Raw genomic sequence first — 25,528 nt, 5'->3', positions numbered from 1 at the left:
TTTAAGCACGTTATTTTTTAAGTTTAAAAATAAAAACAAATTTTAAGTGAGTTCAAACAGGCGACATAATTAATTTTGTATGAAACTTCTACGCTAGAAAGATTGCTAAAGTAATCTTTTTTTGTAAAAATACTGCCGTTATCAAAGGGAGAATTGATAAAAACGATAAAAATTCACCTTTGCAATTATTTATATATACACAATAAAAGGATTTATAATGAGCGGTATCAATAATTCTAACGATAAAACTCAGATAGCGTCGCTTGATTCAAATCTCAAAAAACCCCAAGCTAAAAATAAGCTCAATCTAATTGGCAAAAAAATATCTGCTCGTTACTTGGTTGAAGAATTAATTGGCCAAGGCGGTATGTGTTATATCTATCGCGCAAGGGATTTATTTTTAGAAAGCCCAAGCCGCCCTGAAGTGTTTGTGGCGATAAAGGTGTTACTCGAAGAGTTTTCACAATCAGAAGAGGCCATCACTCTCCTAAAAGATGAAACCACTAAAACACAACAGTTAGCTCACCCTAATATAGTTAAAGTCTATTCAGCAGGTTCAGATGGCGATCTTCACTATGTAACAATGGAGCTTGTTGAAGGCGAAACACTTGAGCAAATAATAAAAAGAAATAAACCCACTGGCATGGTGTTTAAAAAAGCCAAAGTGATTTTAGAGCAGTTAGCTGATGCACTGATTTACGCGCATGCACGCGGTGTTATCCACAATGATTTAAAGCCATCGAATATTATTTTTGATTCTAACGGCAACTTAAAAGTACTTGATTTTGGTATTGCAAAACATAAAACCATTGAAGATGCCTATGCTGTTCAAAACCAACAAAATGCCGCAGTTGTAGGTGGTTACACCCCCACCTATGCAAGCCCGGAGCAACTTAAAGGTGCAGAAGCATCAGTTAAAGATGATGTATTTTCTTACGCATGTATAGCGCTTGAACTATTAAGCAGCAAACATCCATTTAATCGCGTAGCAGCTGATAAGCTAGCAAAAGATGCCACGGCCAAACGCCCTAGTAACTGCCCATTATGGTTGTGGGGTAGCTTAAATAAAGCAATTGCATTAAACGCTTCTGATAGATTAAGTTCACTCGACCCCATTACTGCTAAATTAAACCATAATTACAAACCAGCTATCGCACTAGTAGCAAGCTTAGTGATTGCTACAGTATTAGCAGGGCAATATTACTTATCTAACGATAACAATGTAAAACAGCTCGAAGCAAAATTAGACAATGCTCAGGCGATAAATCAGCAAGTAAAAACGTGGATGTCGTGGAATGGCCCAAGCATACTCGATAAGCTTTCTGAAATACCGCCGCAATACGAAGTTTTAAAGCAAGGCTTATTGCGTGTAAATCAAGAGAGTGTTTTGCAAAGCTTTGATGGTATGGCTAATCAACTAAATAATAGTGGTGATAAGTTTAAGAACTTCGACGAAACAATAGATGTATACACTCAGGCACTTGAATACTACCCAGATTCAGAAAAGCTTTCTGTGCAACTGGAAAGCATTTTAAGAGAAAGACAATCTATTATTTTTGATATTACATCGCGAATTAATTTACTTTTAGAGCAATCTCGTTATAACGAAGTTGATAACAATAGTATTCCTCAGTTAATTATCGATTTAAAACAGGTCGATGACACGTACGTCTATCAGCCTTCACAAATTCACTTTGATAACTACAAGCTAGCGCTCGACAAAGCTATACAAGAAGACGACGTTATTGCACAAAAAGCGTTATTAAACGTAGGGAAAGCCATCTTTACTAATACGCAAAAAGAAGAGCTGCAATTTGCTGAGCTGCTCAAAAGAGAGTCGGCAATCGATGCACTCACCTTGTATCAGGAAAAAGTAAATAAAGGCCAGCAAGCACAATTTCCAACTGCAGATGCTGTTGTATTTTATCAGCCACGCTTTAATCGCTACACAGAAAAGCTGGAAGGCATTGAACAATACAAAGAACTATTAGAATTTGAAGAGCAGATTAACGTGGAGTCAGTGGATTTACCATCAGACTTTTCGCTTTTGGTTTCTTTAAAGCAAGAGTTATCTAAACGATACATTACAATGGCGAATACCTTAATGAAGAGAAAAATGTATCGTACTGCTGAACAACTAGTAGAGCGAAGTGAAGCCATTACTCAATCACTTGATAATGTTTTATTGTAACTTATAAACAGTAAAGCAAAGCGATTGTGGCTTTGCTTTTACAATACACTTTAAAAGTTGATGAACACTTAGTTTTACCGACGAAAGTCAAGGACGACGAGTTAAGCTAACGCTTGTACTCCTCCATGATATTTCGCAATTTTAATTACTATAATGATTTATGGAGTACCAATGAAAAAAATAACCGCACTTGCAGCATTACTCATCTTAAGTGGCTGTGCAAACACTTCAAATATGAATGAAACTGAACAAAAAGTTGAAGACAATGTTGCCGATGTTCAGGCTGAAGTAGCCGAAGTGGTTGCTCCAATCTCACTTACCGTAATTACTAACCCTAATGACGCTCGCGTACGTATTATGAATATCAAACCGGTATACCAAGACGCGATCGAACTAAAAGAAGGTGAATACGATGTTGAGGTAAGCAAACCAGGTTACCAAACTTATCGTAAGTGGGTTGTGGTTGATAAAAAAACCATACTTACAGTAGAGTTAGATGAAGTAGCCAAAACTGAAGCTGCAAACTAAACACCGTGTAAAATTGTATTTATGCCTTTAAATACACATTAATTTAAAGGCATAACTCTCATGTTTCCTGCAAAAAATGTAATAGCCCCTATTACACTCACATTCCCAACAATACACAGCCATAACACCACTATAAAACGACGTTTTTGCGATTTATGCCTAAGCCATTGCTGTGCAATGAGTGCGCCGGGCCAACCGCCTAGTAACGACAGTAACTGAAGCGTGCGCTCGGGTGTGCGGTTTACTTTTTTATGCGCTGATTGTTTAGCTTGTCGTTTATCCCATGCGTACATTATAAAAGTAAAAAAGCTTAAACCTGTAAAGTAACTTGGTATATAAATGCTCATATTATAAAGCCAATGAGCTTGCCATACTGCGACCAAAAAAAGCAGTGAGAAGGTGATTAATGTTTTCTTTATCAATTCATGATCGCCTATACTAAAAAGAGTTAAACCAAAATAATAAGAGCCAAATTATGACATACTTTAAAGCCCTATTTTTAGTATTATGCTTATACACCTTTAATAGTTTCGCCGCTGATACCCCAAGTAACCTTGATAAAGAACTCGCTGTATTTAAACCTTATTTAGGTACTTGGCAGGCCGATTTTGACGTACCTAAAGGTGCAAAACCTGTACAAGATGTTGGCCACTGGGAGCGCGCATTAAATGGTAAAGCTATACATACCAAGCACTCTATTAATGAAGGTGAGTATGGTGGGGAATCAATGATTTTTTACGACAGTAAAAAAGAGTCATTGGTGTTTTACTATTTTACTACCGCAGGTTTTTACACAAAAGGCACCATGAAAGTGCTCAGCCCTACCCAATTTGTAGCGTATGAAGAGGTAACTGGCAGTAAAGAAGGTATTACTAAAGTGCGCTCGATCAGCGAGCTAAAAAACGATACGTTTGTAGTTTCAACTTCTTATTTAAAAAAGGGTGAGTGGACTAAGCCTGAGCAGCGTACTTATACACGCAGCACTAAAGCTGTTAAATTTAAATAATGGCCATTCGCTTACAATACAAAAAGGCAGCCTAAGCTGCCTTTGTTATTTATAAAACCGCTATTATTTAGCAAACTTTTTAAATGGTTCGTCAACTGGTGTATCAGCAAGGTGGTTAGTGTAGTTGCTCATTACTTTTTGCGATAAGCCTACAACAATTTCTAGTAGTTGCTGTTTACCGTAACCTGCTGCAAAAAACTTTTCAATTTGCTCATCGCTAATTACGCCGCGATCGCGTGTCATTGCAAGTGTGGTTTCACGTAGTGTTTCAAGTTTTGCATCTGCAAGTGGTGTTTTGTTTACTAGGGCATCAACAATATCTTGGTCTACATTCATTGAAGCGGCAATTGCGCTGTGTGCTGGTACACAGTAATGGCACTCGTGCTCAACATTAATTGTTTGCCATACCACAGTTAGCTCTTCTGCGTTAAACGAGGTGTTTTGAAATAACTCGTGCAGTACTTGGTAACCTTTAAGTAGCGTAGGCGCTTCGGCCATTACGGCGTGAAGGTTAGGCAACATGCCAAATGCTGCTACTGAATCAGCCATAAGCGATTTTGATTCTTCTGGTGCGTTGTCTTGAGTATATAACGTAAATTCTGCCATGTTCTGCTCCAATAAATTAATGTGTTTGAGTAACCTAGTGTCAGGTTAAGTAACTTCGAGACACATACTATTTGATTTTGAGCGACTGTTCAAGTTAAAATTGAGCATACGTTCAAAATAGTTGAGATTAAAATGGCAAACAAAGTTAAATTTGAGCGCGATAATGTAATTCGCGTTGCAAGCCAATTGTTTTGGGAAAAGGGGTTTAACGCCACCTCAACCCGCGATTTACAAGAAGCCATTAACATGCGCCCAGGCAGTATATATGCGGCGTTTGGCTCTAAAGAAGGCCTATACAGCGAGTCTTTAAAAGACTACACAGTACAAATGAAAAGCCAAATTGACGGGTTTTTAGCAAGTTCTGACTCTGTTTTAGGTGGTTTGCGTGCGTTTGTAGAAAACGTAATTATTAAAACCAAAGACTGTAGCCCAAGTGCTATTTGTATGTTGGTAAAAGCAAACAGCGAATTTGCAGAAAAAGACGCCTCGTTATACGAGCTAAGCTTAGACCTATCAGCAAAGTTTGAAGCCTACTTAACCACCTTGTTTGCTCAAGCCATTAAAAATAATGAGCTAAGCAGCAACCTTACCGCGCTTGAATACGCGCAGTTTTTTCAGGTACAGTTTACTGGGCTGCGTGGCTATTTTAACCGCCCAGGGGTTGAGCAATTAGCGCAGCCAATGATCAATCAAATGTTTGCCTTGATCAAAAAGCTATAACGTTTCGTTTTACTAACTTCTAAAAAGTCTCAACTAAAAAAAGCGGCTAATTCGTGTGAATTAGCCGCTTTTTATATTTGCTAGGGTTGAGCTTTACTTACGTTTTAAGTTTATTAAGCTCGCTATCTTGCTGCGCTACCAATGCATTAAGCGCTTCACTGCTATCGCCCGCTTGGGTAGATAAATCAGCAAGTTGCGATGCAGCATCAGAAATAAGCGTAAGGTTACGGTTTATCTCTTCGGTTACTAAGCTTTGCTCTTCGGCGGCGGTGGCAATGTGGGTAATTTGATTAGTAATTTCATCTACTTTTACTACCACACTGTGCAGCGCGTCAAACGCCACTGAGGTTTCGTCTACTGCGCTTTGCGCGCGTACTACGCCTTTTTCAATTACGGTTGATGCATTACCTACTTCTAACAATAAGCTATCTATAAGTTGGCTAATATCATCGGTAGATGAGCGTGTTTTAGACGCCAGTGCACGTACTTCATCGGCAACTACCGCAAAGCCTCTGCCGTGCTCGCCAGCGCGTGCTGCCTCAATGGCGGCATTAAGTGCAAGTAAGTTGGTTTGCTCCGAAATGGTTCTTATCACATCTAAAATTTGCGTAATATCTTTACTACGCGAAGCCACTTTTTCAACCGCTTGGTTGGCTTCTTTTATTTCTTCAGACATGGTTTTCACTTGGCTCATAGCCGATGACAAGCTCGACTCACTGCTAACCACTAAACCATTTATTTCATCTGCTTGTTGAGCAGATTGCTCAGAGGCTCTGGCAACTTCAAGTGCGGTGGCGCTCATTTCGTTCATAGCGGTCACTACGCTTTCAATTTCTTGAAACTGCGATTGCACATTATGCTTGGTATCAATAGCGATATGCTGTGCTATTTCGCCTTGCTGTTTTGTTTGCGACGATACATCTTTAAGCTCTGCAATTAAGCCACGTAACTTAGCTAAAAAGGCATTAAAACCACCCGCAAGCGCAATTAGCTCTGCGTGGGTATCTACATGGAGCGTATGAGTTAAGTCACCTTCTGAGCTGGCAAGGTTATCTACACGTTGTTGAATTTGCTCAAGGGGTGCAACCACAGTGCCTACTACTACTTTCATAATAATAAAAGCGATTAAAGCAATAACAGCACCGGTTATTAAAATAACAACACCGAGCTGATTGGCCGAGTCACTCATGTTTTTAGCTAAGGCATTAGGCCCCTCTAGTGCTAAATTACTTGGCACTTCAATAAGTAGGCTCCACTGAGTGTTAGCCAGCTTAATGTTAATTGGGTAGTTAACTAAATACTCGCTAGGTGTTTTAAAAAGGCCATGTTGCCCTTTAAATTTAACCAGCTCACTGTAAGTATTGCTACTAACCGCCTCTTTAAATGGGCGGCCTAATTTAGATTTATAATGACTGCTGCCTACAATTAAACCTATATCACTTAAAAGTGTTACTTTTGCTTGGCCGTTATAAAGTTCGCTCGAAAGCTTTTCGGTTAAGCCCTGAAACGTAGGGAGCGTTAAATCAACGCCTGCTAAACCAATAAAGCGGCCCGATTTAGTAATAGGTACGGTTAAAGAGGTAAGCATAACCGAATCGCCAGAAGGTATTTCGTAAAGGTAAGGTTCCATAATACAGGGCTTAAGTGTATCTTTTGCGCATAAATACCAATGCGCTTCACGAATACCAAATTCGTTTAACGAGGTCAGGTATTTATCGGCAGCGTTAGCTACTTTTTGCTGCTCAATAATGCCGTTTTGATCACGCGTTATATATACCTCTAACGTGCCATCGCCATTAACTGAGTGTTTATATCCTTGCTTAAATTGCGCGTCTTGCCCATCAAAGGCATCGGCTTCAAACTGCGAATAAATTGACGATAGAAACCGATTTTTTTCAAGTATAGAGCGGTTAATGCTCACTACCGTGTCGCGGTTTAATGTTTGAGTATTAGCCGCATCACCAAGTAATGCAGCTAATGAGTTTGGAATTCGGTAAGCTTCGTTGATAAATCCGGCAATTTTCTCGCCGTAAGCAGCCGCGTTTGCGTTAAGCTTTTGCTCAACTTCGGCCACGATATAATCTTCAGATTCTTTAGCGAGCGCCTCGCTGTTTGATGACATTTGCCACCATAAAACCCCAGAAAGTACTAATACTGTTAAAAATGTACTCCCTACTGTTATCCATAATAACTTTTTTGCTAACGTGAGTTCTCGCACTTAAATTACCTTTTGTTAAAACACCCCTACAGTTTAATATACAAACTGCATCAAGCCATCAATAACATAAAATAATTTAAGTTTTTTGAACAATTAGGCCTAACGCTTGGCCAAAATAGCAGTGGTTATCGTGGCACCTATGAGTAAAGCAACGCTCACCCACAAACACGCTACAAAGCCATAAACCTGAAACACCCACCCCGAAAGCACCGTGCCCAGTAAACGCCCCATGGCATTGGCCATATAATAAAAGCCAACATCAAGCGATACACCATCGCTTTTAGCAAAGCTGACAATTAAGTAACTATGCACTGATGAATTAACGGCAAATACACCGCCAAAAATAAGCAAACCTATAATCAGCGTAGCATGCACGGCCACATCAAGCTGCATAAAAAGAGCTAATAGTGCTGTTACACCACTTAGCAGCAACACCCATAAATAGGCATGTTTAACGGTATCAACGTTTGAGTTACTGGTGCCGGTAATACGCGGCGCTTGCGATTGCACACCACCGTAGCCAATTACCCAAAGCGCCATAAAGCCACTTACCCACCAAAAATTCCAGTTAAACTGCTGGGCTAAATAAATAGGTAAAGCCACTACAAACCATACATCACGCGCGGCAAACAAGCATAATCGTGCTGCACTTAATAAATTTATTGCACGGGATTTAGAAAATAGCTCTTTAAACTTAGGCTTATTTTTAGCCTTGCCCATGTCGCCTTTTAAAAATACAACGCTAATAATCCACGCAATAGTGAGTAATAAAATTAGGGCTTTTAAAGCACCTACAAAACCCAGTACCGTAAGGAGTAAGCCACCTAAAAAAAAGCCGACCCCTTTTAACGCATTTTTAGAGCCCGTTAAAATAGCCACCCATTTGTAAAGCTGGCCTTGGCCGCTTTCTCCCTCGGGCACTAAGTGTTTAATGGCGCTTTTGGCGCTCATTTTATTTAAATCTTTTGCTATGCCGCTAAGCGCTTGCGCCGCCATAACATAAGCTACGGTGAGCCATTCATTTGGCGCACATAACATGGCAAGCGCCATTATTTGCAGCGCCAAGCCAAAGTTCATAGTTTTATTAAGGCCTAAATGAGCCCCTAGCCAACCGCCCACTAAATTGGTGATCACACCAAAAATTTCGTAAAACAAAAACAGCATGGCAATGGCCAGCGCACCATACCCTAACTGATGAAAATGCAGCACCACCAGCATACGTAGTGCGCCATCGGTTAAGGTAAATGCCCAGTAATTACCAGTAATTATTAAATACTGTTTTATTGCTGTAGGTAAATTAGCGAGTTGCTCAAACATGGTTAACGCCCTTAAAACCTTTAATTAATGGTTAAACCAAGTCACTTTTAGCAACTTTAAGCATAAGCTCGGCAGTACGATTAGCGTAGCCCCATTCGTTATCGTACCAAGCGTATAATTTAAGCTGGGTATTATTAATAACCATGGTAGAAAGCGCATCAATAATGCTACTGCGTGGATCGGTTTTGTAATCAATCGATACAAGTGGTTTTTCTTCATAACCTAATACGCCAGCAAGCTCATTTTTAGACGCTTGAGCAAACCATTCATTCACCTCAGCGGCAGTTACACCACGCTCAAGCTCAAATACACAGTCGGTAATAGATGCGTTAGTTAACGGTACGCGCACGGCATGGCCATTTAACTTACCTTTTAGCTCAGGGAATATATGCGTAATGGCTGTTGCACTACCGGTTGTGGTAGGTATTAAACTTGTCCCGCATGAACGAGCACGACGTAAGTCTTTATGTGGCGCATCAATAATAGTTTGGGTATTGGTAATATCGTGAATAGTGGTCATTGAGCCGTGCTTTATGCCTGCTTTTTCTTGCAGTACTTTTACAATAGGCGCTAAACAGTTAGTCGTACACGAAGCCGCAGTCACAATTTTGTGCTCATCTGGGTTATATAAATTATCGTTAACGCCCATAACCACATTTAAAATGCCGTCTTCTTTTACCGGAGCGGTTACCACAACGCGCTTAACACCTTGTGCTAAATATTGATTTAACAGCTCAGTGGTTTTCATTTTACCGCTGGCTTCTATCACTACATCGCAATCAGACCAATCGGTATCGCTAATGGTTTTATTATTGGTAACTGCAATAGTGTGTTTGCCTACACTAAAGCTATTCTCGTTTGCTGTAACGCTGTGCGCTAAACGCCCGTGCACTGAGTCAAACTCTAATAAATGGGCATGTGTTTTAGCATCGCCTGCAACATCATTTACTTTAATAAATTCTACTTCTGGCCACTCTAGTGCTGCGCGCAGTGTTAAACGTCCCATACGGCCAAAGCCGTTAATACCTACTTTAATTGTCATAATAAATACCTTTAGTAAAGTTATATCAATTTGCTTAATTAACAGCAGCTTGCTGCACGCTCTGGGCGATTACCCATAGCATTGAGTCGATTTAAATCGTCGTTATAAAACGCAGAATTTTCGTTTTTGGTTTGTGCTATTACGCTAAGAGCCCACTCCGGCAAGGCTTTATTAATGCTGTAATACACCCATTGATTTTGCTTACGGTCGCTCAATAAGCCACATTGCCTAAGCTGCGCTAAATGGCGCGACACTTTAGGTTGGCTAAGTTCCAGCGCTGCAACAAGCTCACACACACACAGCTCTTGCTCATGGCTAATTAATAACATGGCTTTTAAGCGTGTATCGTCGGCTAAGCATTTGTAAAATTGTAGTGGGTTGAGTTGTTCCATAGCATCCTCGTTTAGTTAGTGTGCATACAATAAAACAAAATGAGAATATATGAAATAGTGAATATACGATTTTTCGTATGTTTATTTAAAAGCCCACTTCAATTAATGTGATCTCTAGTAAATTGCAGCGCACAAAAAAGCCCAGTGGCAAACCCCTGGGCTTTTGTAGCGTTTTAGTATGGGCATACTTGGTGTGCTTTATCGCTGCTGCCATTTAAAGCCTTATGCTAACAAGGTATTTACGCAGGTCTGTGCGATAAAAAGATGCCCTACGCTTTGCTCTACTTCACGAGCAAATTCTAAATCAATAAGCAGATACGTTATACATTGTGCCTGCACAGTAGCTATTGAGGTAATTACCACTAAGTTGCAAAAGAAAGCGCAAGATGATCAAGTAATGCTCGTATTCTTGCCGGTAAGTGGCGGTTTGAAGCATACACTGCATTTAGCTCCAATATGCTTGCTTCGTAGGGTTCGAACAGTAACTGCAATGAGCCGTCTTTTACGTAAGGCTCTGTCACGTATTGCGGGCCCATGCCTATTCCCAGCCCTTGAGAAGCCATGTGGGTTACTGCTCTGGGGGAGTTAGAAGCAAAATCGCCGCTAACATTAACGGTGAACGTATTGCCATCTTCCTTGAACTTCCAGTTTTCAGGGTCGTTTTGAGAAGTTTGCAATAAACAATTGTGTGTTGCCAGCGCACGGGGATGGCTTGGTTTGCCATTGCGCTTTAAATACTCAGGAGAGGCAAAGAAAACAATACGCATATCCATCAATTTTTTTGCGATCAGCGTTGAATCTTTCAACGGCCCAAACCTCACAGCAACATCCACACCTTCATCGATAATAGCCACGTACTGATCAGACAGGTTCAACTCAACATTAATTTTCGGATGCTTGGCTAAAAATGGGGCCAGTGCATCGACTAATTTAGTACTGCCAAATGCGGTAGGTGCGGTTAAGCGAACCGTGCCAGACAGATCAGACTGCCGATGCTGAATGACATCTTCTAGCTCTTCAAATTGTTCCAACAAAGGAACGCATCGCACAAAATACGCCTGCCCAGTTTCGGTCAACGTAACACTGCGCGTAGTACGGTGGAACAACAAAGCACCGTGTTTTTGCTCCAGCTGAGCAATGTATTTACTCGCCAGTTTAGTGCTTATGCCTAGTTGCTTAGCACCACCTGTGAAAGATTTTTGCTTTGCCACCGCAATAAACGTGCGCATGCCGTCAAGTGTATCCATAAGAGCTCCTTATATTGCTTCGTGTAATGCTTTGCCCAATTTGTGAACATTCTGTACATAGTTATTCCATAAATCAACATATTGTTCATAAGAAACGCAGCGCCTAATATTTACCCATGTCACGACAGGTCAGTGGCTAACAGCAAAAGTCATTAGTTAACGATTAAATAAGGTAAATATCATGTCAAACGCCATTAAAATTCACGGTTTTCCATTATCCGGTCATGCCCACCGAGTAGAGTTATTTGCGAGTGTTGCAGGCATAGCCCATGAAGTTATTTATGTAGACTTACCCGCGGGGGAGCATAAACAAGCCCCCTTTTTGGCTCTCAATCCATTAGGTGTAGTACCAGTAATTGAGGATTCTGACGTGGTAATCCACGATTCAATATCAATCTTGATTTACTTGGCACGCAAATACGCACCTTCATATATTCCGCAAGATCTTGCCAGCGAAGCTGAGATGCATCGTTTTCTTGCCATGTCTGCAGGAGAGATATCCTACGGTCCTGGTGCAGCGAGGTTAATTAATGTTTTCAACTCGCCGGTTGATCCTGTTTTCGCTAAAGAAACAGCAGCAAAAGCCCTAACAAAACTGGAACAGCAACTCAATGGCAATGACTTCTTGGTGGCTAATAAAGTGAGCTTGGCTGATTTTGCGATATACAGCTATGTCGCCCACGCTCCCGAGGGGGATGTATCTCTTGACCCATATCCGAATATACGTCGCTGGTTATCTAACGTAGAAGGGTTAAGCGGTTTCGTTCCTATGCAGGCTACAAAAGCGGGACTGGTAAAGTAAGTATTTGTTAAAGCGGCTCTGCCTTTCAATGAATAGGTTTGAGCCCGACATTCTTTTGCATCACCAGTTTAATATTTTTGGCAAATGCTTTTCCGGCGCACTGCGCTAATGGAGTCATTATGAACACACACATTACTTCAAGTGCTTTTCACGAAGGTGAACAGCAAATGCAAAGACGTGCCGGAAGTTACGAAAAAATGCGTACTATTGGCCGCCGCGCGATCCGCGAATTTATGCCAGATCAGCACAGGCAGTTTTTCCAACAACTGCCGTTTATGGTGCTGGGTAGTACATCAGATAAGGGGCAACTTTGGGCGTCAATTTTGCCTGGAAAGCCCGGCTTCGTGCAGTCCCCTTCCCCGACTCAGCTCACAGTAAACACCCCAATTTTATCAGGTGATCCATTAGCAGCAGCAATCACACAAGGTGCTCGATTGGGTTTATTGGGGTTAGAAATGTCGACCCGGCGTAGAAATCGCGTCAACGCTTGTGTTACCAGCGCAGCGAACAACCAGTTTGCTTTAGAGGTTGAGCAATCTTTTGGCAATTGTCCGCAATATATTCAAACTCGCGACCTTCACTTTATCCGTTCGCCAGATGCGCCATACAAGGCCCCGCGCGCTGAAACGTTTTTTGAACTAAGTGATAGCCTAAAGGCCTTTATCCGCCAAGCGGATACGTTTTTTGTTGCCAGTTCTGCGGGTCACGAACCTGCAAACGAAGTAAACCGTCAGGTATCTGCCCGTAATGCTATGGGGGTTGATGTGTCACACCGTGGTGGCATGCCAGGTTTTATAAAGGTTGACGAAAACACCCTCACCATTCCTGATTATGCAGGAAATAACTTCTTCAATACGCTGGGAAACTTCTTAGTCAACCCCAAGGCAGGGTTATTGTTTGTTGATTTTACCAGCGGCGATGTTTTTATGTTAACCGGCACGGTTACCTTGCTGGCGAGTGACTCACCGATAATTAAAGGGTTTCAAGGTGCGCAGCGCGGCTGGCAATTTACCCTAACCCAAGGGGTGACATTAAAAGCGGCACTGCCATTTCGCGCTCAATTCGACAGCTATTCTCCCAATTCTGAAGCAACGGGTACTTGGTCACAGGCAGAAGCAATCGTTAAAGCACAAGCTAAACGCAACCAGTGGCGCGCATTTACCGTCAGTAAAACCGAAGACGAGAGTAGTACAATCCGCTCATTTTATTTACAGCCTAAAGATGACTCTCCCGTACTGCCATTTTCCCCAGGGCAACATTTAACCCTGCGTATTAAGCAGCAAAATACTGAAAACTGGCTTGTGCGCAATTACACTGTATCCAGTGCCCCAACGCAAAGTGGTTATCGTATTTCAGTAAAACGTGAAGAGTATGGTCTGGTATCAAGTACCTTGCATTCTCGAATATCGATTGGCAGTGAAATACAGATTAAAGCACCAAGCGGCCATTTTTTTATCGATAACACACAACAGCGCCCAGCCATTTTAATAGGTGCGGGTGTGGGCATAACGCCAATGGTAGCCATGGCTAATGATGCAGTTAATGAAGGTATACGCACTCGCTATATCCGCCCAATGGCAGTTATTCAAGCGGCCAAAAACAGTGAGCAACGCGCTTTTTATGCAGAACTGAGCAACATTGCTAAGCGAAGCGCTGGGCGTATTCAGTATTATTCTGTGTTAAGTGATATTCACTACGCTCAGACAGAGAGTTCTGCGGCGTCGAACAATTACACTTCCCAAGGGCGAATTAGCCAAAGCTTGGTAATGGACGTACTCAATGCAATGGCCACAGAGCATAGCGTCGATTTCCCATCGCTGTTCGACAAAGACTTTTATCTGTGTGGCCCCCAAGGTTTTATGCAAAGTATGTATGACTTACTGATCGGCATTGGGGTAAAAGATCAAGATATTCATGCCGAAGCGTTTGGGCCATCATCTTTACTTCGCCAATCAACAGATACCAGCAACCACGCTGAGCTAGAGGCTGAATCTGCTGTGATAAAGTTTGCCCACTCGGGTATTGAACAAAGCTGGAATAAAGGTGATAGCCCCTTGCTAGAGGTGGCCGAAAGCAAAGGACTTACGCCACCATACAGTTGCCGCAGCGGCCAATGTGGCTCATGTGCGGTTAAACTAAAAAGTGGTGCTGTAACGTATCGCACCAAGCCAAGTGCGCATATTGACCCATCAGACGTATTGTTATGCTGCGCTGTGCCAGCGAAAGATTGCGACACTGTTATATTAGATTTGTAGCTCAATTAAACAGGCTAATATTCAAAGTCACTTATTGATGAAACCTATACAAGTTATTCAACGTTACTTTACCCAAAGAGGATTTAAACATGAGTACACGCCCACCACTGCCCCCTTTTACCCGCGAAAGCGCCATCGAAAAAGTGCGTCTAGCAGAAGATGGTTGGAACAGCCGTAACGCTGAAAAGGTATCACTTGCTTATACAGTGGATACCAAATGGCGTAATCGCAGCTCTTTCGTGAACAGCCGCGAAGAAGCCGCTGCATTTTTAACAGGAAAATGGGAAAAAGAATTGGAATATAGGCTGATAAAAGAGTTATGGGCTTTCACTGAAAATCGTATTGCCGTGCGTTACGCGTATGAGTGGCACGACGACAGCGGCAACTGGTTTCGCTCCTACGGCAACGAAAACTGGGAATTCGATGAAAATGGCTTAATGCAAAACCGCTTTGCTTGCATCAACGACTTACCCATCAAAGAATCAGAGCGCAAATTTCACTGGCCCCAAGGGCGCCGCCCCGACGATCACCCAGGACTGTCGGAGTTAGGGTTGTAAGCACACCCAATACAGACGATAAAGTTTGCCCTCTATCGGCGTTCATGCAGAACGCCTTAACCCTTTTCATCCTCCCAACATTTTTCAGCATTAAAGAGCTGCTTACTTAATCACTGCAAGACAAATACAGCTGTGTCAATTGATGGTACATGGGTTAATTTAATCATGCTGTTTTCATGTATTTATAAAGCTATTTCATAAACTTTGCATACAAAAAAGCCCAGTGGCAAACCACTGGGCTATTACAATGCTAAGTGATCAGTTAATTAAATAACCGAAAGCTCTACTTCAATATTACCGCGAGTAGCGTTTGAGTATGGGCATACTTGGTGTGCTTTATTTACCAGCTCTTGCGCTGCTGTTTTATCCATATCACCGAGTGATACAGCTAATTTAACTGCAATGCCAAAACCGCCTTCAATCGCGCCAATAGATACTTCAGAGTTAATGTGTGTATCACTTGGTAGCGCAATTTTTTCGCTACCGGCTACAAATTTTAGTGCACCAATAAAACACGCTGCATAACCAGCTGCAAATAATTGCTCTGGGTTTGTGCCTTGTCCGTCGTCGCCACCTAGCCCTTTTGGGGTTGATAAGTTTACATTTAAACGGCCATCGTCTGATTTAGCTACACCTTCACGACCACCGGTTGCAGTCGCTTTTGCTGTGTAGGCAACGTTTTGTAATACATTCATAGTGAACTCCAAAGTTTATCAATTAATTTAGTTTGCATGCAAAATAATAGGGCAAGTAATTAGAGATTGCAAATACTTTGCATGCAAATTAAAATGTTTTGTGAGTTGAAGGTATTAACGCACTAGGAGTTGGGTATGTCATTTGAGCAATTAAAATTAAAAAATCAGCTGTGTCATAGGTTATATATGGCATCAAATAGCATTGCACGTGCTTACCGTGAGCCTTTAGCTGCACTTAATTTAACGTATCCGCAGTATGTAGTAATGATGGCGCTGTGGGAGCAAGACAAAATAACCATAGCGCAGCTAATAGATAAAACCGCTATTGATGGCGGTGCTATGACTCAAATACTCAAAAAAATGACCGAAAAGTCTCTACTGGCTGTTATTAAAGATGAGCACGATAAGCGTAAGCGCCTAATTCAGCTTACCCAAAGTGGGCAAGCCCTTGAAAACGAAGCTGCTGATATTCCAAAAACTATATTATGTAAGTTTGAAAGTGTAGACCCCACACAAGCCAAACAGCTAATGCAGCTGCTTGATTTAGTAATAAGCGATTTAACAACTAAAAACGATGATGAGTTAGCCAACTAACGCGGTTATTTTTTGTTGAATAAACGCCCTAAATGCGCTGATCACCGGGGTCATTTGGCGTCGGTCGGCGTACATCATATAAAGCGGTAGCGGATCGCTTTGCCACTCGGGGCATAAATGAACGAGTTGCCCGCTTGCTAAATCATCAATTACATCTAAGTACGACTTATACGCAATGCCTTTGCCCTCTAGCGCCCAGCGCCTAACCATTTCGCCATCGTTTACTATGTGTTGGCAATTTAGCTGTACTTTTTGCACTGCGCCATTTTTATAAAATCGCCACTCTTTAAACACCTCGCCAAAGCGCATAAAGGTAATGGTGGTGTGCTGCGTTAAATTAAGTGGATGTGTAAGCAATCCATTTTTAGCAATATACTCAGCAGAGGCCACTAAAATACGCGCATTATTTAAAAAAAGTGGCGCTGCAATTAACTGCGAATCTTTTGGTACACCAAAGCGCAGTGCAATATCAATTGATTGGCTGTAAATGTCGCTTACTTCGTCACTTAAGTGCAGTTTAAGTTTTACATTCGGGTAGTGTGCTAAAAACTCATTAAGCCATTCACTTAGTTTATTGCGCCCTAAGTCGCACGGGGCCGATACCTGTAGCGTTCCCGTTACTTCGCCCACTGCGGTTTGTACTGCAGCTACCCCTTGTTGAATAAGCGAAAGGGAGTCTTTGGCGTAACTTAAAAACTGCTCCCCTGCCACACTTAAGCGTAAGCTGCGAGTAGAGCGAATAAACAGCACGTTTCCTAAGTCTTTTTCTAGGCGCTTAATAGCTGCACTTACCGCCGCTGGGGTTTGCTCGTTTTGCCGTGCAGCTTCAGAAATACTGGCGCAACTGGCTACATCCATAAAAGTTTGAATATCGTTAAATGATCGCATATTTTCAATTAAAATTTGAAAGTGCTTTAGTTTTTCATGTCTTTTTCTATTTTTCAACTGAGCTATAGTGCTTATAAGTTAAAAACACTTGGTTAAAATCATCAGGAACGCACATGAAAGCATTTGGCTACACCAAAAACACTAAAACGCTTACAGCAAGCTCTATACAAGCAATTGAGCTTGATACCCCAACAGCCAGCGGGCACGACCTACTTATTGAAGTAAAGGCTATTTCGGTAAACCCTGTAGATACAAAAATACGTGCAAATGTAGCGCCAGAGCAAGGCTACAAAGTATTAGGCTGGGACGGCGTAGGCGTTGTAAAAGCCGTTGGCGAGTCGGTATCGTTATTTAATGTGGGAGATCGTGTATTTTACGCTGGCGATTTATCGCGCCAAGGTAGTAATGCGCAATTTCAATTAGTTGATGAGCGTATTGTAGGGGGTGCGCCTAAAACATTAACCGACGCACAAGCCGCAGCGCTGCCGCTAACCAGTATTACCGCCTACGAAATGCTGTTTGAGCGCTTACAAGTGCCTAAAAATAAGCAAAATACTCAGCAATCTATTTTAGTTATTGGCGCCGCAGGTGGCGTTGGATCTATTTTAGTACAGCTTGCCAAGCAGCTTACGGGGCTAAAGGTGGTAGGTACTGCATCACGCGAGCAAAGCGTAACCTGGCTTAAAGAGTTAGGAGCGGATCATGTACTCAATCATACTAAAAACTTAAACGAGCAGCGCAAAGAACTGGGTTTAGCTGAGTTTGATTACGTTATTAGCTTAACCCATACCGACCAATACCAAGACCAAATAGTGGAGTGTATTAAACCGCAAGGTAAATTTGCGCTAATAGATGACCCTACATCGTTCGATATTTTAAAGTTTAAGCGTAAGTGTATTTCAGTGCATTGGGAGTTTATGTTTACCCGCTCGCTATTTACTACCGCCGATATAACAGCGCAGCACACCTTACTTAATGAAATTAGTGAGCTGATAGACGCAGGTATACTTAAAACCACGCTTGGGCAAAATTTAGGATTAATTAACGCCGCTAATTTATATAAAGCGCATCAAATTTTAGAATCGCACACCTCACGCGGTAAACTTGTTTTAGAAGGCTTTTAAGCATGAACCAGATTAAAAAAATACTTTTAGTTGCAGCCTGTAGCACTGCGTTTTTAACCAGCAGTGTGTTTGCGAATTCCCAACCTACGCACACCGATTTAAAAACAGTTGCTACATTTGATGCACAACACCCACCAGGTAATATTGCTATTACGCCATCGGGTCGTAAGTTTTTATCGGTACATGGTTTTTACGGCCAAAAACAAAAAATTATGGAGCTATTAAGCGATGGCACCACCAAACCCTACCCTAATGAAGAATGGGCATACGCGTACAAAAACGGCAAAGGCTTTTACGACGTACTTGGCATAAATGTATCTGCCGATGGCGTGTTATGGATGCTTGATACATCAGGCCCTGATCATGCTGGGCGTTTAGTCGGATGGGATACCAACAAAGAGCAGCTGCATAAAATAATTTATTTAGCTAAACCCACCATTACCGACACCTCGTTTTTAAACGATTTAGTTATCGATAATAAACACGGCGTTGTATACATTGCCGACACCGCACAAGGCAGCCAAGCCGCTATTATTACCGTAAATTTAAAAACAGGTGAGGCGCGCAGAGTCTTACAAAATAGCCCATACACCACAGCCGAAAACATCGACATGGTCATTGAAGGGCGCACCATGAAACTAGGCGGCCAACCAGCACGTTTAGGCGTAAACCCAATCACACTCGACCCAAGTGAACAGTGGCTTTACTTTGGCTCTATGTCTGGCACGTCGGTTTATCGTATTGCCACAAGCGATATTAACAATAAAAGCCTGAGCGCAAGCGCCCTTGAAAGTAAAGTAACGCGTTACGGCACTAAACCAATTTCAGATGGCATTATTGTTGATGGCGGCGGCAATGTGTATGTTACCGACATAACCAACGGCGCAATTGGTGTAGTAAAACCAAGCGGTAAATATCAGGTATTATTTAAAGACGAGCGCTTAAGCTGGCCTGATGGCTTTAGTTATGGCGCCGATCATAAAATATATTTTACCGTAGATGAGCTACACCGCTCGCCAGTATTAAATAACGGTAAAAATGCCAGCCAAGGAAAATTTAGTGTGCTGTCGTTCGACCCACTAGTAAAGGGTAAAGTAGGGCGCTAAATACAGCGTATAACCCATACGCCACGCACCTGCTGCGTGGCTTTTTGGTGCAACTTTTAAGCCTTTTAGCCCCAAAGTGGTGCTAAGCGCTCAAAAGTTATTTTTAGTGTTTTAATAAATATCTGATTTGTATTCATAAAATATTCAATTAACAGTTGGCATAATTCTTTCAAAGTACAGATGTGTTCAGTGAAACTTTCAAGGAAAATACCATGGCTAACCTATACCACACCCTTTACCTACTATGGCGTTTAGACATTAGCGTATGGCAGGTAAACGATCCGAGTAATACCCATACCACGTGCGATAAAGAGCGAGTTTACAGCCGATAAATTTCGTATTTATAGGCTTTGCAAGCGCGGCCATTGCGTTGTATTGTTAAGTAACTAAAAACAATATGATTGGAACGTGTATGCACGCCTTAGAAGTAAATTTTGATGGCTTAGTTGGCCCTACTCACAACTATGCGGGTTTATCGTATGGTAACGTTGCCTCGTTAAATAATGCGGCAAGTTTTTCAAACCCTCAAGAAGCTGTGTTACAAGGCCTTGAAAAAATGAAAGCCATGCACGACAAAGGCCTAACACAAGGTGTGTTTGCGCCCCATGCACGCCCCGATTTAAACGTACTACGTCGCCTAGGTTTTACCGGCAACGACTCGCAAGTTATTCATAAAGCATTTAAAGCCGACCCTATTTTATTGCGCGCGTGTTATTCGGCCTCTGCAATGTGGACTGCCAATGCCGCTACTGTTTCTCCATCGCCAGACACCCTCGATGGCAAAGTGCACTTTACCTCAGCTAATTTAAACAATAAGTTTCATCGCTCCTTAGAGCCTGCTACAACTACCCGCTTACTAAAAGCCATGTTTAATAACGATAGCTACTTTGCACACCACACGCATTTACCCGATCAGGGCTTTTTTGGCGACGAAGGCGCGGCTAACCACACCCGACTTTGCGACAGCCACGGCGAGCAAGGCCTAGAAATGTTTGTATTTGGCGCAAGTGCCTTTAACAGCCAGTTACCAAAACCGGCTAAGTTTCCTGCAAGGCAAACACTAGAAGCCTCAGAAGCCATTTGCCGATTACATAATTTAAAAGAATCGAGCCAAATTTTACTGCAGCAAAATCCAGATGTTATAGATCAAGGCGTGTTTCATAACGATGTAATTGCAGTAGGTAACGCAAACGTATTGCTTTGCCACCAGCAAGCATTTTTAAACCAACACGATGCCCTGCAAGAAATTCGCGATGCCTACACCGGCAGCAAACAGCTATACATAATTGAAGTACCTACCGATAAAGTAAGCATTAGCGATGCAGTAAGCAGTTACTTGTTTAATAGCCAATTAGTAAGCCTAGATGATGGCTCAATGCTATTAGTAGCGCCACAAGAGTGCCAACGTAATAGCGCAGTAAACGCCTACATTGAAGAAATGATTTTAGCGGATAACCCAGTAAACCAAGTGCAGTTTTTTGACCTGCGCCAAAGTATGCAAAATGGCGGCGGCCCTGCCTGCTTACGTTTACGTGTAGCCCTTAACCAACAAGAACTTGCTGCAGTAAACCCTGAGGTTATTTTAACCGATACTAAATACACTCAGCTTTGTGACTGGGCAAAGCGTAACTACCGCGATAAGTTAGGTGCAAGCGACTTTGCCGACTCAGCCCTACTTACCGAAAGCTACCAAGCACTGGATGAACTAACCCAGCTACTTAACTTAGGCTCGGTATACGACTTTCAATTAGAAGGTTAATACTCGTCAGCAAAAAGCTGATACAAAAATAGCGAGCCAAGGCTCGCTATTTTATTTGTGTTTGTGCTAATAGTGTTTAAAGGTTTTATTTACCGTTATTAACCGTTATTGCCGATGCCATCGACTCAGATATATGCAGCGTTCGCTGCGGAAACGGAATACTCAGCCCCGCGCCTTCTATGGCCTCTTTAACGCGTTTATTTAAATCCCACACGGTTTGCCAGTAATCGCCATTTACAGCCCATGCACGTAATTGAATATTTACTGCGCTTTCGCCTATTGAAGTAACCATTACTTTAGGCGCAGGCTCTGCAAGTAATCGGCTTTCTGATTCGGCAACTTCTTTAAGTACATTTAAGCCAACATCAATAGAGTCGGCGTACGAAATTCCCACCACTATATCCATGCGCCTTTTACCGTTACGGGTAAAGTTTTTAATGTTGCCGCCCCATACTTTTCCGTTAGGTGATGCGATATACAGGCCGTCGGTGGTTTTAAAAATGGTCGTAAATAAGTTTATTTCGTTTACTGTGCCAAGCGTGCCGCTCGCATCTACAAAATCGCCTATTTTAAATGGCCTCAGTATGAGTAGCATAATGCCAGCGGCAATATTACTTAAGGTGTTTTTAAGGGCTAAACCAATCGCTAAACCCGCCGCGCCCATTAGCGCTATTAAACTTGCCGTATTAACGCCAAAAATATCTAAAATAAACAGCCCAGCAATTATGTAAACTAAATACCCCGCAATGCTCGATAAAAGCGGCAGTAGCGTTTCGTCTACTTTTTTTAATGGCGACTTAGAATTTTTAATCGCTTTTTTTACTGAACGCGCAATAAGCGCACTCGCAACTAAAATAGCCAAGGCTAATACCACTTTGTAACCTAAAGTGATGATTGTTTCTGAATGGCTTTGCCAAAACACAATAAGTTTATCTTTCATACATATTCCAACTATGGGCTGATTATCAGCAAGAATTAAATCTATACACTTCAAAAGAAGTGGCGGGAGTATATAGTAAAAATTTTAAAGCGATAGCATTAAAATAAGTGGAAGGTGTGCCTATATCAGCAAATTAATTGGGCAAAGTTTTTCTTTTTTTCGCTTAAATTTTCACACTTAAAACCTTAGTGCTCACAAACTAGTTAACCTATGGCGTACATACTTTTGTTCAAAAATGCGCAAAGTAAAATAAAGATTAACTTCAAGTAACTATTCTAAAAACCAGTTCAATCTAAATTCAGCTTAGCCCTTCTACAATTCGCTTTATAAACTAAAGGAGTAAATCATGAATTTTAAATCAACATTAGTCAGCAGCGCCGTTCTTTTTGCATTAGCCGGGTGTGGCTCTTCAAGTGATGACAATGGCACAACACCGCCACAATCTAGCGACAAGTCAACCTTTAGCCTTGGTGTGTCAGATGCGCCGGTTAGTGGTTTAAAAGCGGTTAACGTCGTGTTTGATTCAATCACTATTAAAACACAAGGCGATGAAGAATTTAGTTTTGAAACCCGAAGTGAAGCTGACGCATCTCAACCACAAATGGTTAATTTGCTCGATTACACCGGTGACGATGTTTTTGAGCTGCTTGACGATCAAGAAGTGCCAGCAGGCGAATACTCGTGGATCCGCGCTCAGGTTATAAATGGCGATACTAATAACCTTAGTTTTACATCTCACGTAGTATACGAAGACGACAGCATTGCTCCGCTCGTGGTTAAAAGAAAAGGGAATGATGGTGTAGGCGAAATACAACTCGATGGCTTTACACTTAACCAAACTGATAACGACTTTGTTTTAGAATTTGACCTAAAAAAATCGCTGGTCGATCCCCAAAATAATGAGGAGATCTTTTTAAAACCTAGAGGCGTACGATTACAAAATCTTTCTGAGTCACAAGAAGTTGAAGGCACAGTAAGCCAAGCGCTTATTAATAACTGTGAAACAGACAATATCGCCACTGCTGCAGATTCAACGTTTGGACACGCCGTATATTTATATTCATCAGATGCTCAAGTACCTAAAGATATATACGAAATAGATGAGCAAACCCCAGAAGATGCCCCACTTGCGACCGCAAATGTTGTATTTGACCAAGACGATAACCAATATGAGTTTGAGCTTGCCTTCATTACACCGGGAGACTACCAACTTGGCTATACGTGCACCGCACATATAGACGATGCAGAGCTAGAAGATACTGATTTCACTGTTTATCAACTTAAGCAAATTAGTGTACCGCAAACTGAGGACCTTTCAGTTAGCTTTGACATAACACAATAAACGTATAGCGCACTTTAAGGTGCGCTTTTTTTATAAAAAGTATAACAAAAACGAACACTCCACCTTTGCAAAAACCCATTAAAGCCACTCACCTAACATAATCCAAATAATTCATTCGTAAAGTGACCTGCATTCAAGCCCCGTTAACCCAGAACTGGTACAGTTAATAGCACGTATTAGTTAAACCGTTCTTATCATTTTGAATATGTAAACATAGGAGAAATAATCATGGCGAAAGAAAAAGTAGTTCTAATTACAGGTGCCTCTAGTGGCATAGGTGAAGCGAGTGCAAAAACATTGGTTAATAACGGCCATAAAGTCATTCTTACCGCCAGAAGTGAAGATAAATTAGCTGAACTAGTTGAGTCGTTAGGTGAAGATAACGCACTGAGTGTACCCGCAGATGCCACCGACTTTACCGAACTTGAAAACGTAGTAACAAAAGGGCTTAAAAAATTTGGCCGACTAGATGCCGCATTTGCCAACGCAGGTATGGGCGTTTCAACCGCAGGCACTGAAAAAGGCGACCCCGATGAATGGTCAACCATGATAGATATAAACATTAAAGCCCTGCTGTGGACGGCAAAAGCAACCCTGCCTCATTTACGCCAAAACAAAGGCCACTTTATATTAACCAGCTCAGCCGCTGGCCGTAAGCCAATAAAAGGCTCTATTTATGGCGCAACTAAATGGTTTGCTTACGGGTTTGGGCAAAACTTAGCTGAGGAAATGAGCGAGTGGAACGGCCGCTGTACCACCATAGCCCCTGGCATGGTAAACACTCCATTTTTTGATGAAGCAAAACCCGACAAACTCGACCCACAAGATGTGGCCGACGCCGTACTATTTGCCATTGAAGCAAACCAGCGCAACAACGTGCGCGAGATATATTTAATGCCGACTAATTAACGATGATTGGTTGAATTTGAGCTTTCAGGTTTAATGCCAATGGCGTTAAACCTGACGGGTGTTTTTGATAAATACTGGCTGGATAGAATGCAGGGAAAGTATTCGTCACTAATAAAAGCTTACTATATGTACAGTAACTCTAAATCACCATCACTAGGTTCGAATATTTCAAGCCAAATAGTAACACCATTTTCATCGCAACATTCAATATCAAAGGCTCCATCATAAACTTCAACTATTGTTCCAACATCACCGACTTGAGGAGCTCTTGAGCCAAAGCTTTTTTCTGAATAGATAAACTTTTTATTAAGAGATATAACTTTTACTACAGAGTATTGCTTCATTAGATTCTCATGTATTTATAACGCCTAAACATTTACTCAAAATTTTCAAGAACACAATATTGAACCCCGCCATTATTGTGCTTGCCAACTAAACTTATGCATTTGAAGGACTCACCACCATCAACTGAAATCTGAACCTCTAAGTCTTGATTCTCGAACGTTTGCAGCTCTTTGATGAGTTGCTTGATTGTTTTGCCGTGAGTTACCCATTCAGGGTTATCATCTATATTATCGTCCACAATTTACCCTTTACCGGAAGACCTCTAACGCCGAATTAAGTATTAAGAAACGGCTACACCTAACTTAAATCTTTATGTCGTAAACACTAAATTCAAAGCAAACCGAAAATGCCTAGTGTTGGCAATGATCTTAACCGCTTTGCTATTTTTTTGCTTGCCACACTTTAACAGTGCCATCCATACCCGAAAGAATTTTCCCATCTACCTCTAGACGAATCAGTGATGCCAAAATAGATGACTTCCCCACTAGAAGTATATGTCCGAGTCCTCGGTGCGTAAAAGCTTCATTTGAGTGCTCAAACATATATTTATGAACCTTTTCATCCAGCTCATGTTCCCAGCTTTTAACCGTTAATTCTGCAACTCTATTTGAAAGCTCTTTAAGGTTTCCAGTGATTTGGTTGCTTTCTTTTGCTTCTGAAAGAACCTTTTCAGTCTCCTGTGCGACAACCTCTTTAAGTTGGTTTGCGTGTAAGAAATGCTCTTCGTTGGAGAAATCACTAGGTGCATATAAAACCTGAGGTTTGAAGACTAACACAAAGAAAAAAAGCGTGACGATAAACACTGGGAAGAACATTACAAAATAGATGAACTTTTCTTGTAAAGATAAGGGTAAAGCAACTAGAGCTCCCGTTGCAAATGTCTCAGCTGCACCAGAAAAAATTGCCACTATAGTCAATGGGTTACTTACTTTCATGATACTCCCA

26 protein-coding genes are annotated in these 25,528 nt (G+C 41.7%); 13 read left to right on the top strand and 13 right to left on the bottom strand.

Annotated elements, in window-relative coordinates:
• Positions 1-217 precede the first annotated feature (217 nt).
• Positions 218-2,191 (top strand): serine/threonine-protein kinase, encoded by a 1,974-nt coding sequence (locus tag PSH48_RS07480; RefSeq protein WP_273605256.1) that lies wholly within the window; start codon positions 218-220, stop codon positions 2,189-2,191.
• A 171-nt stretch (positions 2,192-2,362) separates the two neighbouring features.
• Positions 2,363-2,719: a PEGA domain-containing protein gene (locus PSH48_RS07475; protein ID WP_096042733.1), complete on the top strand. Its 357-nt coding sequence runs from the start codon at positions 2,363-2,365 to the stop codon at positions 2,717-2,719.
• 38 nt (positions 2,720-2,757) lie between these two features.
• Here the strand turns inward: PSH48_RS07475 and PSH48_RS07470 are convergent, their stop codons facing one another.
• The gene (locus PSH48_RS07470; protein ID WP_273611266.1) at positions 2,758-3,141 is read right to left on the bottom strand and encodes a DUF1294 domain-containing protein; all 384 of its coding nucleotides are present in this window, start codon (positions 3,139-3,141) and stop codon (positions 2,758-2,760) included.
• Positions 3,142-3,194: 53 nt separating this feature from the next.
• Between PSH48_RS07470 and PSH48_RS07465 the strand changes: the two genes are divergently transcribed.
• Positions 3,195-3,725 carry a hypothetical protein gene (locus PSH48_RS07465; protein ID WP_273611265.1) on the top strand — a complete coding sequence of 177 codons (531 nt, stop codon included), beginning with the start codon at positions 3,195-3,197 and terminating at the stop codon, positions 3,723-3,725.
• A 63-nt stretch (positions 3,726-3,788) separates the two neighbouring features.
• On the opposite strand, the gene PSH48_RS07460 is transcribed toward PSH48_RS07465, so the two are convergent.
• Entirely contained in the window at positions 3,789-4,331 is a 543-nt protein-coding gene (locus tag PSH48_RS07460) for a carboxymuconolactone decarboxylase family protein (RefSeq protein WP_024032892.1), read from the bottom strand.
• 132 nt (positions 4,332-4,463) lie between these two features.
• Here PSH48_RS07460 and PSH48_RS07455 point away from each other — a divergent pair, with 132 nt between their 5' ends.
• The gene (locus PSH48_RS07455) at positions 4,464-5,051 is read left to right on the top strand and encodes a TetR/AcrR family transcriptional regulator (RefSeq protein ID WP_024032893.1); all 588 of its coding nucleotides are present in this window, start codon (positions 4,464-4,466) and stop codon (positions 5,049-5,051) included.
• Positions 5,052-5,148: 97 nt separating this feature from the next.
• On the opposite strand, the gene PSH48_RS07450 is transcribed toward PSH48_RS07455, so the two are convergent.
• The 5 genes from PSH48_RS07450 to PSH48_RS07430 form a co-directional block, all read right to left on the bottom strand.
• Positions 5,149-7,269: a methyl-accepting chemotaxis protein gene (locus tag PSH48_RS07450; protein WP_273611264.1), complete on the bottom strand. Its 2,121-nt coding sequence runs from the start codon at positions 7,267-7,269 to the stop codon at positions 5,149-5,151.
• Between the two features lie 99 nt (positions 7,270-7,368).
• On the bottom strand, positions 7,369-8,586 hold the full coding sequence (gene arsJ, locus PSH48_RS07445) for an organoarsenical effux MFS transporter ArsJ (RefSeq protein ID WP_273611263.1): 1,218 nt from the start codon (positions 8,584-8,586) through the stop codon (positions 7,369-7,371).
• A 31-nt stretch (positions 8,587-8,617) separates the two neighbouring features.
• Complete coding sequence (locus PSH48_RS07440; RefSeq protein ID WP_203987875.1) at positions 8,618-9,628, bottom strand: ArsJ-associated glyceraldehyde-3-phosphate dehydrogenase; 1,011 nt, start codon at positions 9,626-9,628, stop codon at positions 8,618-8,620.
• Positions 9,629-9,666: 38 nt separating this feature from the next.
• Complete coding sequence (locus PSH48_RS07435) at positions 9,667-10,020, bottom strand: metalloregulator ArsR/SmtB family transcription factor (RefSeq protein ID WP_006794425.1); 354 nt, start codon at positions 10,018-10,020, stop codon at positions 9,667-9,669.
• A gap of 362 nt (positions 10,021-10,382) precedes the next feature.
• Positions 10,383-11,267, bottom strand: coding sequence for a LysR family transcriptional regulator (locus PSH48_RS07430; protein ID WP_203987872.1), 885 nt, complete (start codon positions 11,265-11,267; stop codon positions 10,383-10,385).
• A 181-nt stretch (positions 11,268-11,448) separates the two neighbouring features.
• Here PSH48_RS07430 and PSH48_RS07425 point away from each other — a divergent pair, with 181 nt between their 5' ends.
• The 3 genes from PSH48_RS07425 to PSH48_RS07415 all read left to right on the top strand — a co-directional run bounded on the left by PSH48_RS07425 (position 11,449) and on the right by PSH48_RS07415 (position 14,881).
• Positions 11,449-12,069 (top strand): glutathione S-transferase family protein, encoded by a 621-nt coding sequence (locus PSH48_RS07425; protein WP_203987869.1) that lies wholly within the window; start codon positions 11,449-11,451, stop codon positions 12,067-12,069.
• 119 nt (positions 12,070-12,188) lie between these two features.
• A complete protein-coding gene (locus PSH48_RS07420) occupies positions 12,189-14,324 on the top strand; it encodes an FAD-binding oxidoreductase (RefSeq protein WP_203987866.1) in 2,136 nt (711 codons plus the stop codon).
• An 89-nt stretch (positions 14,325-14,413) separates the two neighbouring features.
• Positions 14,414-14,881, top strand: a complete 468-nt coding sequence (locus PSH48_RS07415) for a nuclear transport factor 2 family protein (RefSeq protein WP_008129990.1) — start codon at positions 14,414-14,416, stop codon at positions 14,879-14,881.
• A gap of 266 nt (positions 14,882-15,147) precedes the next feature.
• Here the strand turns inward: PSH48_RS07415 and PSH48_RS07410 are convergent, their stop codons facing one another.
• Positions 15,148-15,576: an organic hydroperoxide resistance protein gene (locus tag PSH48_RS07410; protein WP_004587024.1), complete on the bottom strand. Its 429-nt coding sequence runs from the start codon at positions 15,574-15,576 to the stop codon at positions 15,148-15,150.
• A 135-nt stretch (positions 15,577-15,711) separates the two neighbouring features.
• On the opposite strand from PSH48_RS07410, the gene PSH48_RS07405 reads away from it, so the two are divergent.
• Positions 15,712-16,170, top strand: coding sequence for a MarR family winged helix-turn-helix transcriptional regulator (locus PSH48_RS07405; protein ID WP_096042724.1), 459 nt, complete (start codon positions 15,712-15,714; stop codon positions 16,168-16,170).
• On the opposite strand, the gene PSH48_RS07400 is transcribed toward PSH48_RS07405, so the two are convergent.
• The gene (locus PSH48_RS07400) at positions 16,159-17,058 is read right to left on the bottom strand and encodes a LysR family transcriptional regulator (RefSeq protein ID WP_239104515.1); all 900 of its coding nucleotides are present in this window, start codon (positions 17,056-17,058) and stop codon (positions 16,159-16,161) included. The genes PSH48_RS07405 and PSH48_RS07400 overlap by 12 nt on opposite strands.
• Before the next feature lie 113 nt (positions 17,059-17,171).
• Between PSH48_RS07400 and PSH48_RS07395 the strand changes: the two genes are divergently transcribed.
• The 3 genes from PSH48_RS07395 (at position 17,172) to astB (ending at position 21,047) form a co-directional block, all read left to right on the top strand.
• Entirely contained in the window at positions 17,172-18,182 is a 1,011-nt protein-coding gene (locus PSH48_RS07395) for a zinc-binding alcohol dehydrogenase family protein (RefSeq protein ID WP_273611262.1), read from the top strand.
• Between the two features lie 2 nt (positions 18,183-18,184).
• A complete protein-coding gene (locus PSH48_RS07390) occupies positions 18,185-19,288 on the top strand; it encodes an L-dopachrome tautomerase-related protein (RefSeq protein ID WP_273611261.1) in 1,104 nt (367 codons plus the stop codon).
• A 412-nt stretch (positions 19,289-19,700) separates the two neighbouring features.
• Positions 19,701-21,047: an N-succinylarginine dihydrolase gene (gene astB, locus PSH48_RS07385; protein ID WP_273611260.1), complete on the top strand. Its 1,347-nt coding sequence runs from the start codon at positions 19,701-19,703 to the stop codon at positions 21,045-21,047.
• Between the two features lie 85 nt (positions 21,048-21,132).
• On the opposite strand, the gene PSH48_RS07380 is transcribed toward astB, so the two are convergent.
• Entirely contained in the window at positions 21,133-21,987 is an 855-nt protein-coding gene (locus PSH48_RS07380; RefSeq protein WP_029773660.1) for a mechanosensitive ion channel family protein, read from the bottom strand.
• A 346-nt stretch (positions 21,988-22,333) separates the two neighbouring features.
• On the opposite strand from PSH48_RS07380, the gene PSH48_RS07375 reads away from it, so the two are divergent.
• Together PSH48_RS07375 and PSH48_RS07370 are read left to right on the top strand one after the other, a co-directional pair.
• Positions 22,334-23,329, top strand: coding sequence for a DUF4382 domain-containing protein (locus PSH48_RS07375; protein ID WP_273611259.1), 996 nt, complete (start codon positions 22,334-22,336; stop codon positions 23,327-23,329).
• Between the two features lie 228 nt (positions 23,330-23,557).
• Positions 23,558-24,238 carry an SDR family oxidoreductase gene (locus PSH48_RS07370; RefSeq protein WP_004587015.1) on the top strand — a complete coding sequence of 227 codons (681 nt, stop codon included), beginning with the start codon at positions 23,558-23,560 and terminating at the stop codon, positions 24,236-24,238.
• Between the two features lie 122 nt (positions 24,239-24,360).
• Here PSH48_RS07370 and PSH48_RS07365 read toward each other — a convergent pair whose 3' ends face one another.
• The 3 genes from PSH48_RS07365 to PSH48_RS07355 all read right to left on the bottom strand — a co-directional run bounded on the left by PSH48_RS07365 (position 24,361) and on the right by PSH48_RS07355 (position 25,518).
• Positions 24,361-24,582: a hypothetical protein gene (locus tag PSH48_RS07365; protein ID WP_029773664.1), complete on the bottom strand. Its 222-nt coding sequence runs from the start codon at positions 24,580-24,582 to the stop codon at positions 24,361-24,363.
• 32 nt (positions 24,583-24,614) lie between these two features.
• Positions 24,615-24,821, bottom strand: coding sequence for a hypothetical protein (locus PSH48_RS07360; protein ID WP_212750827.1), 207 nt, complete (start codon positions 24,819-24,821; stop codon positions 24,615-24,617).
• A 142-nt stretch (positions 24,822-24,963) separates the two neighbouring features.
• Positions 24,964-25,518: an ArsR family transcriptional regulator gene (locus tag PSH48_RS07355; protein ID WP_273611258.1), complete on the bottom strand. Its 555-nt coding sequence runs from the start codon at positions 25,516-25,518 to the stop codon at positions 24,964-24,966.
• Positions 25,519-25,528 lie beyond the last annotated feature (10 nt).

Source organism: Pseudoalteromonas sp. Angola-4 (assembly GCF_028599265.1).
GTDB lineage: Bacteria > Pseudomonadota > Gammaproteobacteria > Enterobacterales > Alteromonadaceae > Pseudoalteromonas > Pseudoalteromonas atlantica.
Note: the sequence above shows the minus strand (reverse complement) of the source record. Positions and strands in the feature narration are given on the sequence as shown.

Excerpts from the sequence above, each read along its gene's own strand:
- PSH48_RS07400 (WP_239104515.1), bottom strand. The coding sequence starts at position 17,058 with ATGCGATCATTTAACGATATTCAAACTTTTATGGATGTAGCCAGTTGC.
- PSH48_RS07465 (WP_273611265.1), top strand. The coding sequence starts at position 3,195 with ATGACATACTTTAAAGCCCTATTTTTAGTATTATGCTTATACACCTTT.
- PSH48_RS07425 (WP_203987869.1), top strand. The coding sequence starts at position 11,449 with ATGTCAAACGCCATTAAAATTCACGGTTTTCCATTATCCGGTCATGCC.
- PSH48_RS07430 (WP_203987872.1), bottom strand. The coding sequence starts at position 11,267 with ATGGATACACTTGACGGCATGCGCACGTTTATTGCGGTGGCAAAGCAA.
- PSH48_RS07480 (WP_273605256.1), top strand. The coding sequence starts at position 218 with ATGAGCGGTATCAATAATTCTAACGATAAAACTCAGATAGCGTCGCTT.
- PSH48_RS07405 (WP_096042724.1), top strand. The coding sequence starts at position 15,712 with ATGTCATTTGAGCAATTAAAATTAAAAAATCAGCTGTGTCATAGGTTA.
- PSH48_RS07410 (WP_004587024.1), bottom strand. The coding sequence starts at position 15,576 with ATGAATGTATTACAAAACGTTGCCTACACAGCAAAAGCGACTGCAACC.
- arsJ (WP_273611263.1), bottom strand. The coding sequence starts at position 8,586 with ATGTTTGAGCAACTCGCTAATTTACCTACAGCAATAAAACAGTATTTA.
- PSH48_RS07370 (WP_004587015.1), top strand. The coding sequence starts at position 23,558 with ATGGCGAAAGAAAAAGTAGTTCTAATTACAGGTGCCTCTAGTGGCATA.
- PSH48_RS07365 (WP_029773664.1), bottom strand. The coding sequence starts at position 24,582 with ATGAAGCAATACTCTGTAGTAAAAGTTATATCTCTTAATAAAAAGTTT.
- PSH48_RS07435 (WP_006794425.1), bottom strand. The coding sequence starts at position 10,020 with ATGGAACAACTCAACCCACTACAATTTTACAAATGCTTAGCCGACGAT.
- PSH48_RS07375 (WP_273611259.1), top strand. The coding sequence starts at position 22,334 with ATGAATTTTAAATCAACATTAGTCAGCAGCGCCGTTCTTTTTGCATTA.
- PSH48_RS07380 (WP_029773660.1), bottom strand. The coding sequence starts at position 21,987 with ATGAAAGATAAACTTATTGTGTTTTGGCAAAGCCATTCAGAAACAATC.
- PSH48_RS07440 (WP_203987875.1), bottom strand. The coding sequence starts at position 9,628 with ATGACAATTAAAGTAGGTATTAACGGCTTTGGCCGTATGGGACGTTTA.
- PSH48_RS07415 (WP_008129990.1), top strand. The coding sequence starts at position 14,414 with ATGAGTACACGCCCACCACTGCCCCCTTTTACCCGCGAAAGCGCCATC.
- PSH48_RS07455 (WP_024032893.1), top strand. The coding sequence starts at position 4,464 with ATGGCAAACAAAGTTAAATTTGAGCGCGATAATGTAATTCGCGTTGCA.
- PSH48_RS07460 (WP_024032892.1), bottom strand. The coding sequence starts at position 4,331 with ATGGCAGAATTTACGTTATATACTCAAGACAACGCACCAGAAGAATCA.
- astB (WP_273611260.1), top strand. The coding sequence starts at position 19,701 with ATGCACGCCTTAGAAGTAAATTTTGATGGCTTAGTTGGCCCTACTCAC.
- PSH48_RS07355 (WP_273611258.1), bottom strand. The coding sequence starts at position 25,518 with ATGAAAGTAAGTAACCCATTGACTATAGTGGCAATTTTTTCTGGTGCA.
- PSH48_RS07390 (WP_273611261.1), top strand. The coding sequence starts at position 18,185 with ATGAACCAGATTAAAAAAATACTTTTAGTTGCAGCCTGTAGCACTGCG.
- PSH48_RS07475 (WP_096042733.1), top strand. The coding sequence starts at position 2,363 with ATGAAAAAAATAACCGCACTTGCAGCATTACTCATCTTAAGTGGCTGT.
- PSH48_RS07420 (WP_203987866.1), top strand. The coding sequence starts at position 12,189 with ATGAACACACACATTACTTCAAGTGCTTTTCACGAAGGTGAACAGCAA.
- PSH48_RS07395 (WP_273611262.1), top strand. The coding sequence starts at position 17,172 with ATGAAAGCATTTGGCTACACCAAAAACACTAAAACGCTTACAGCAAGC.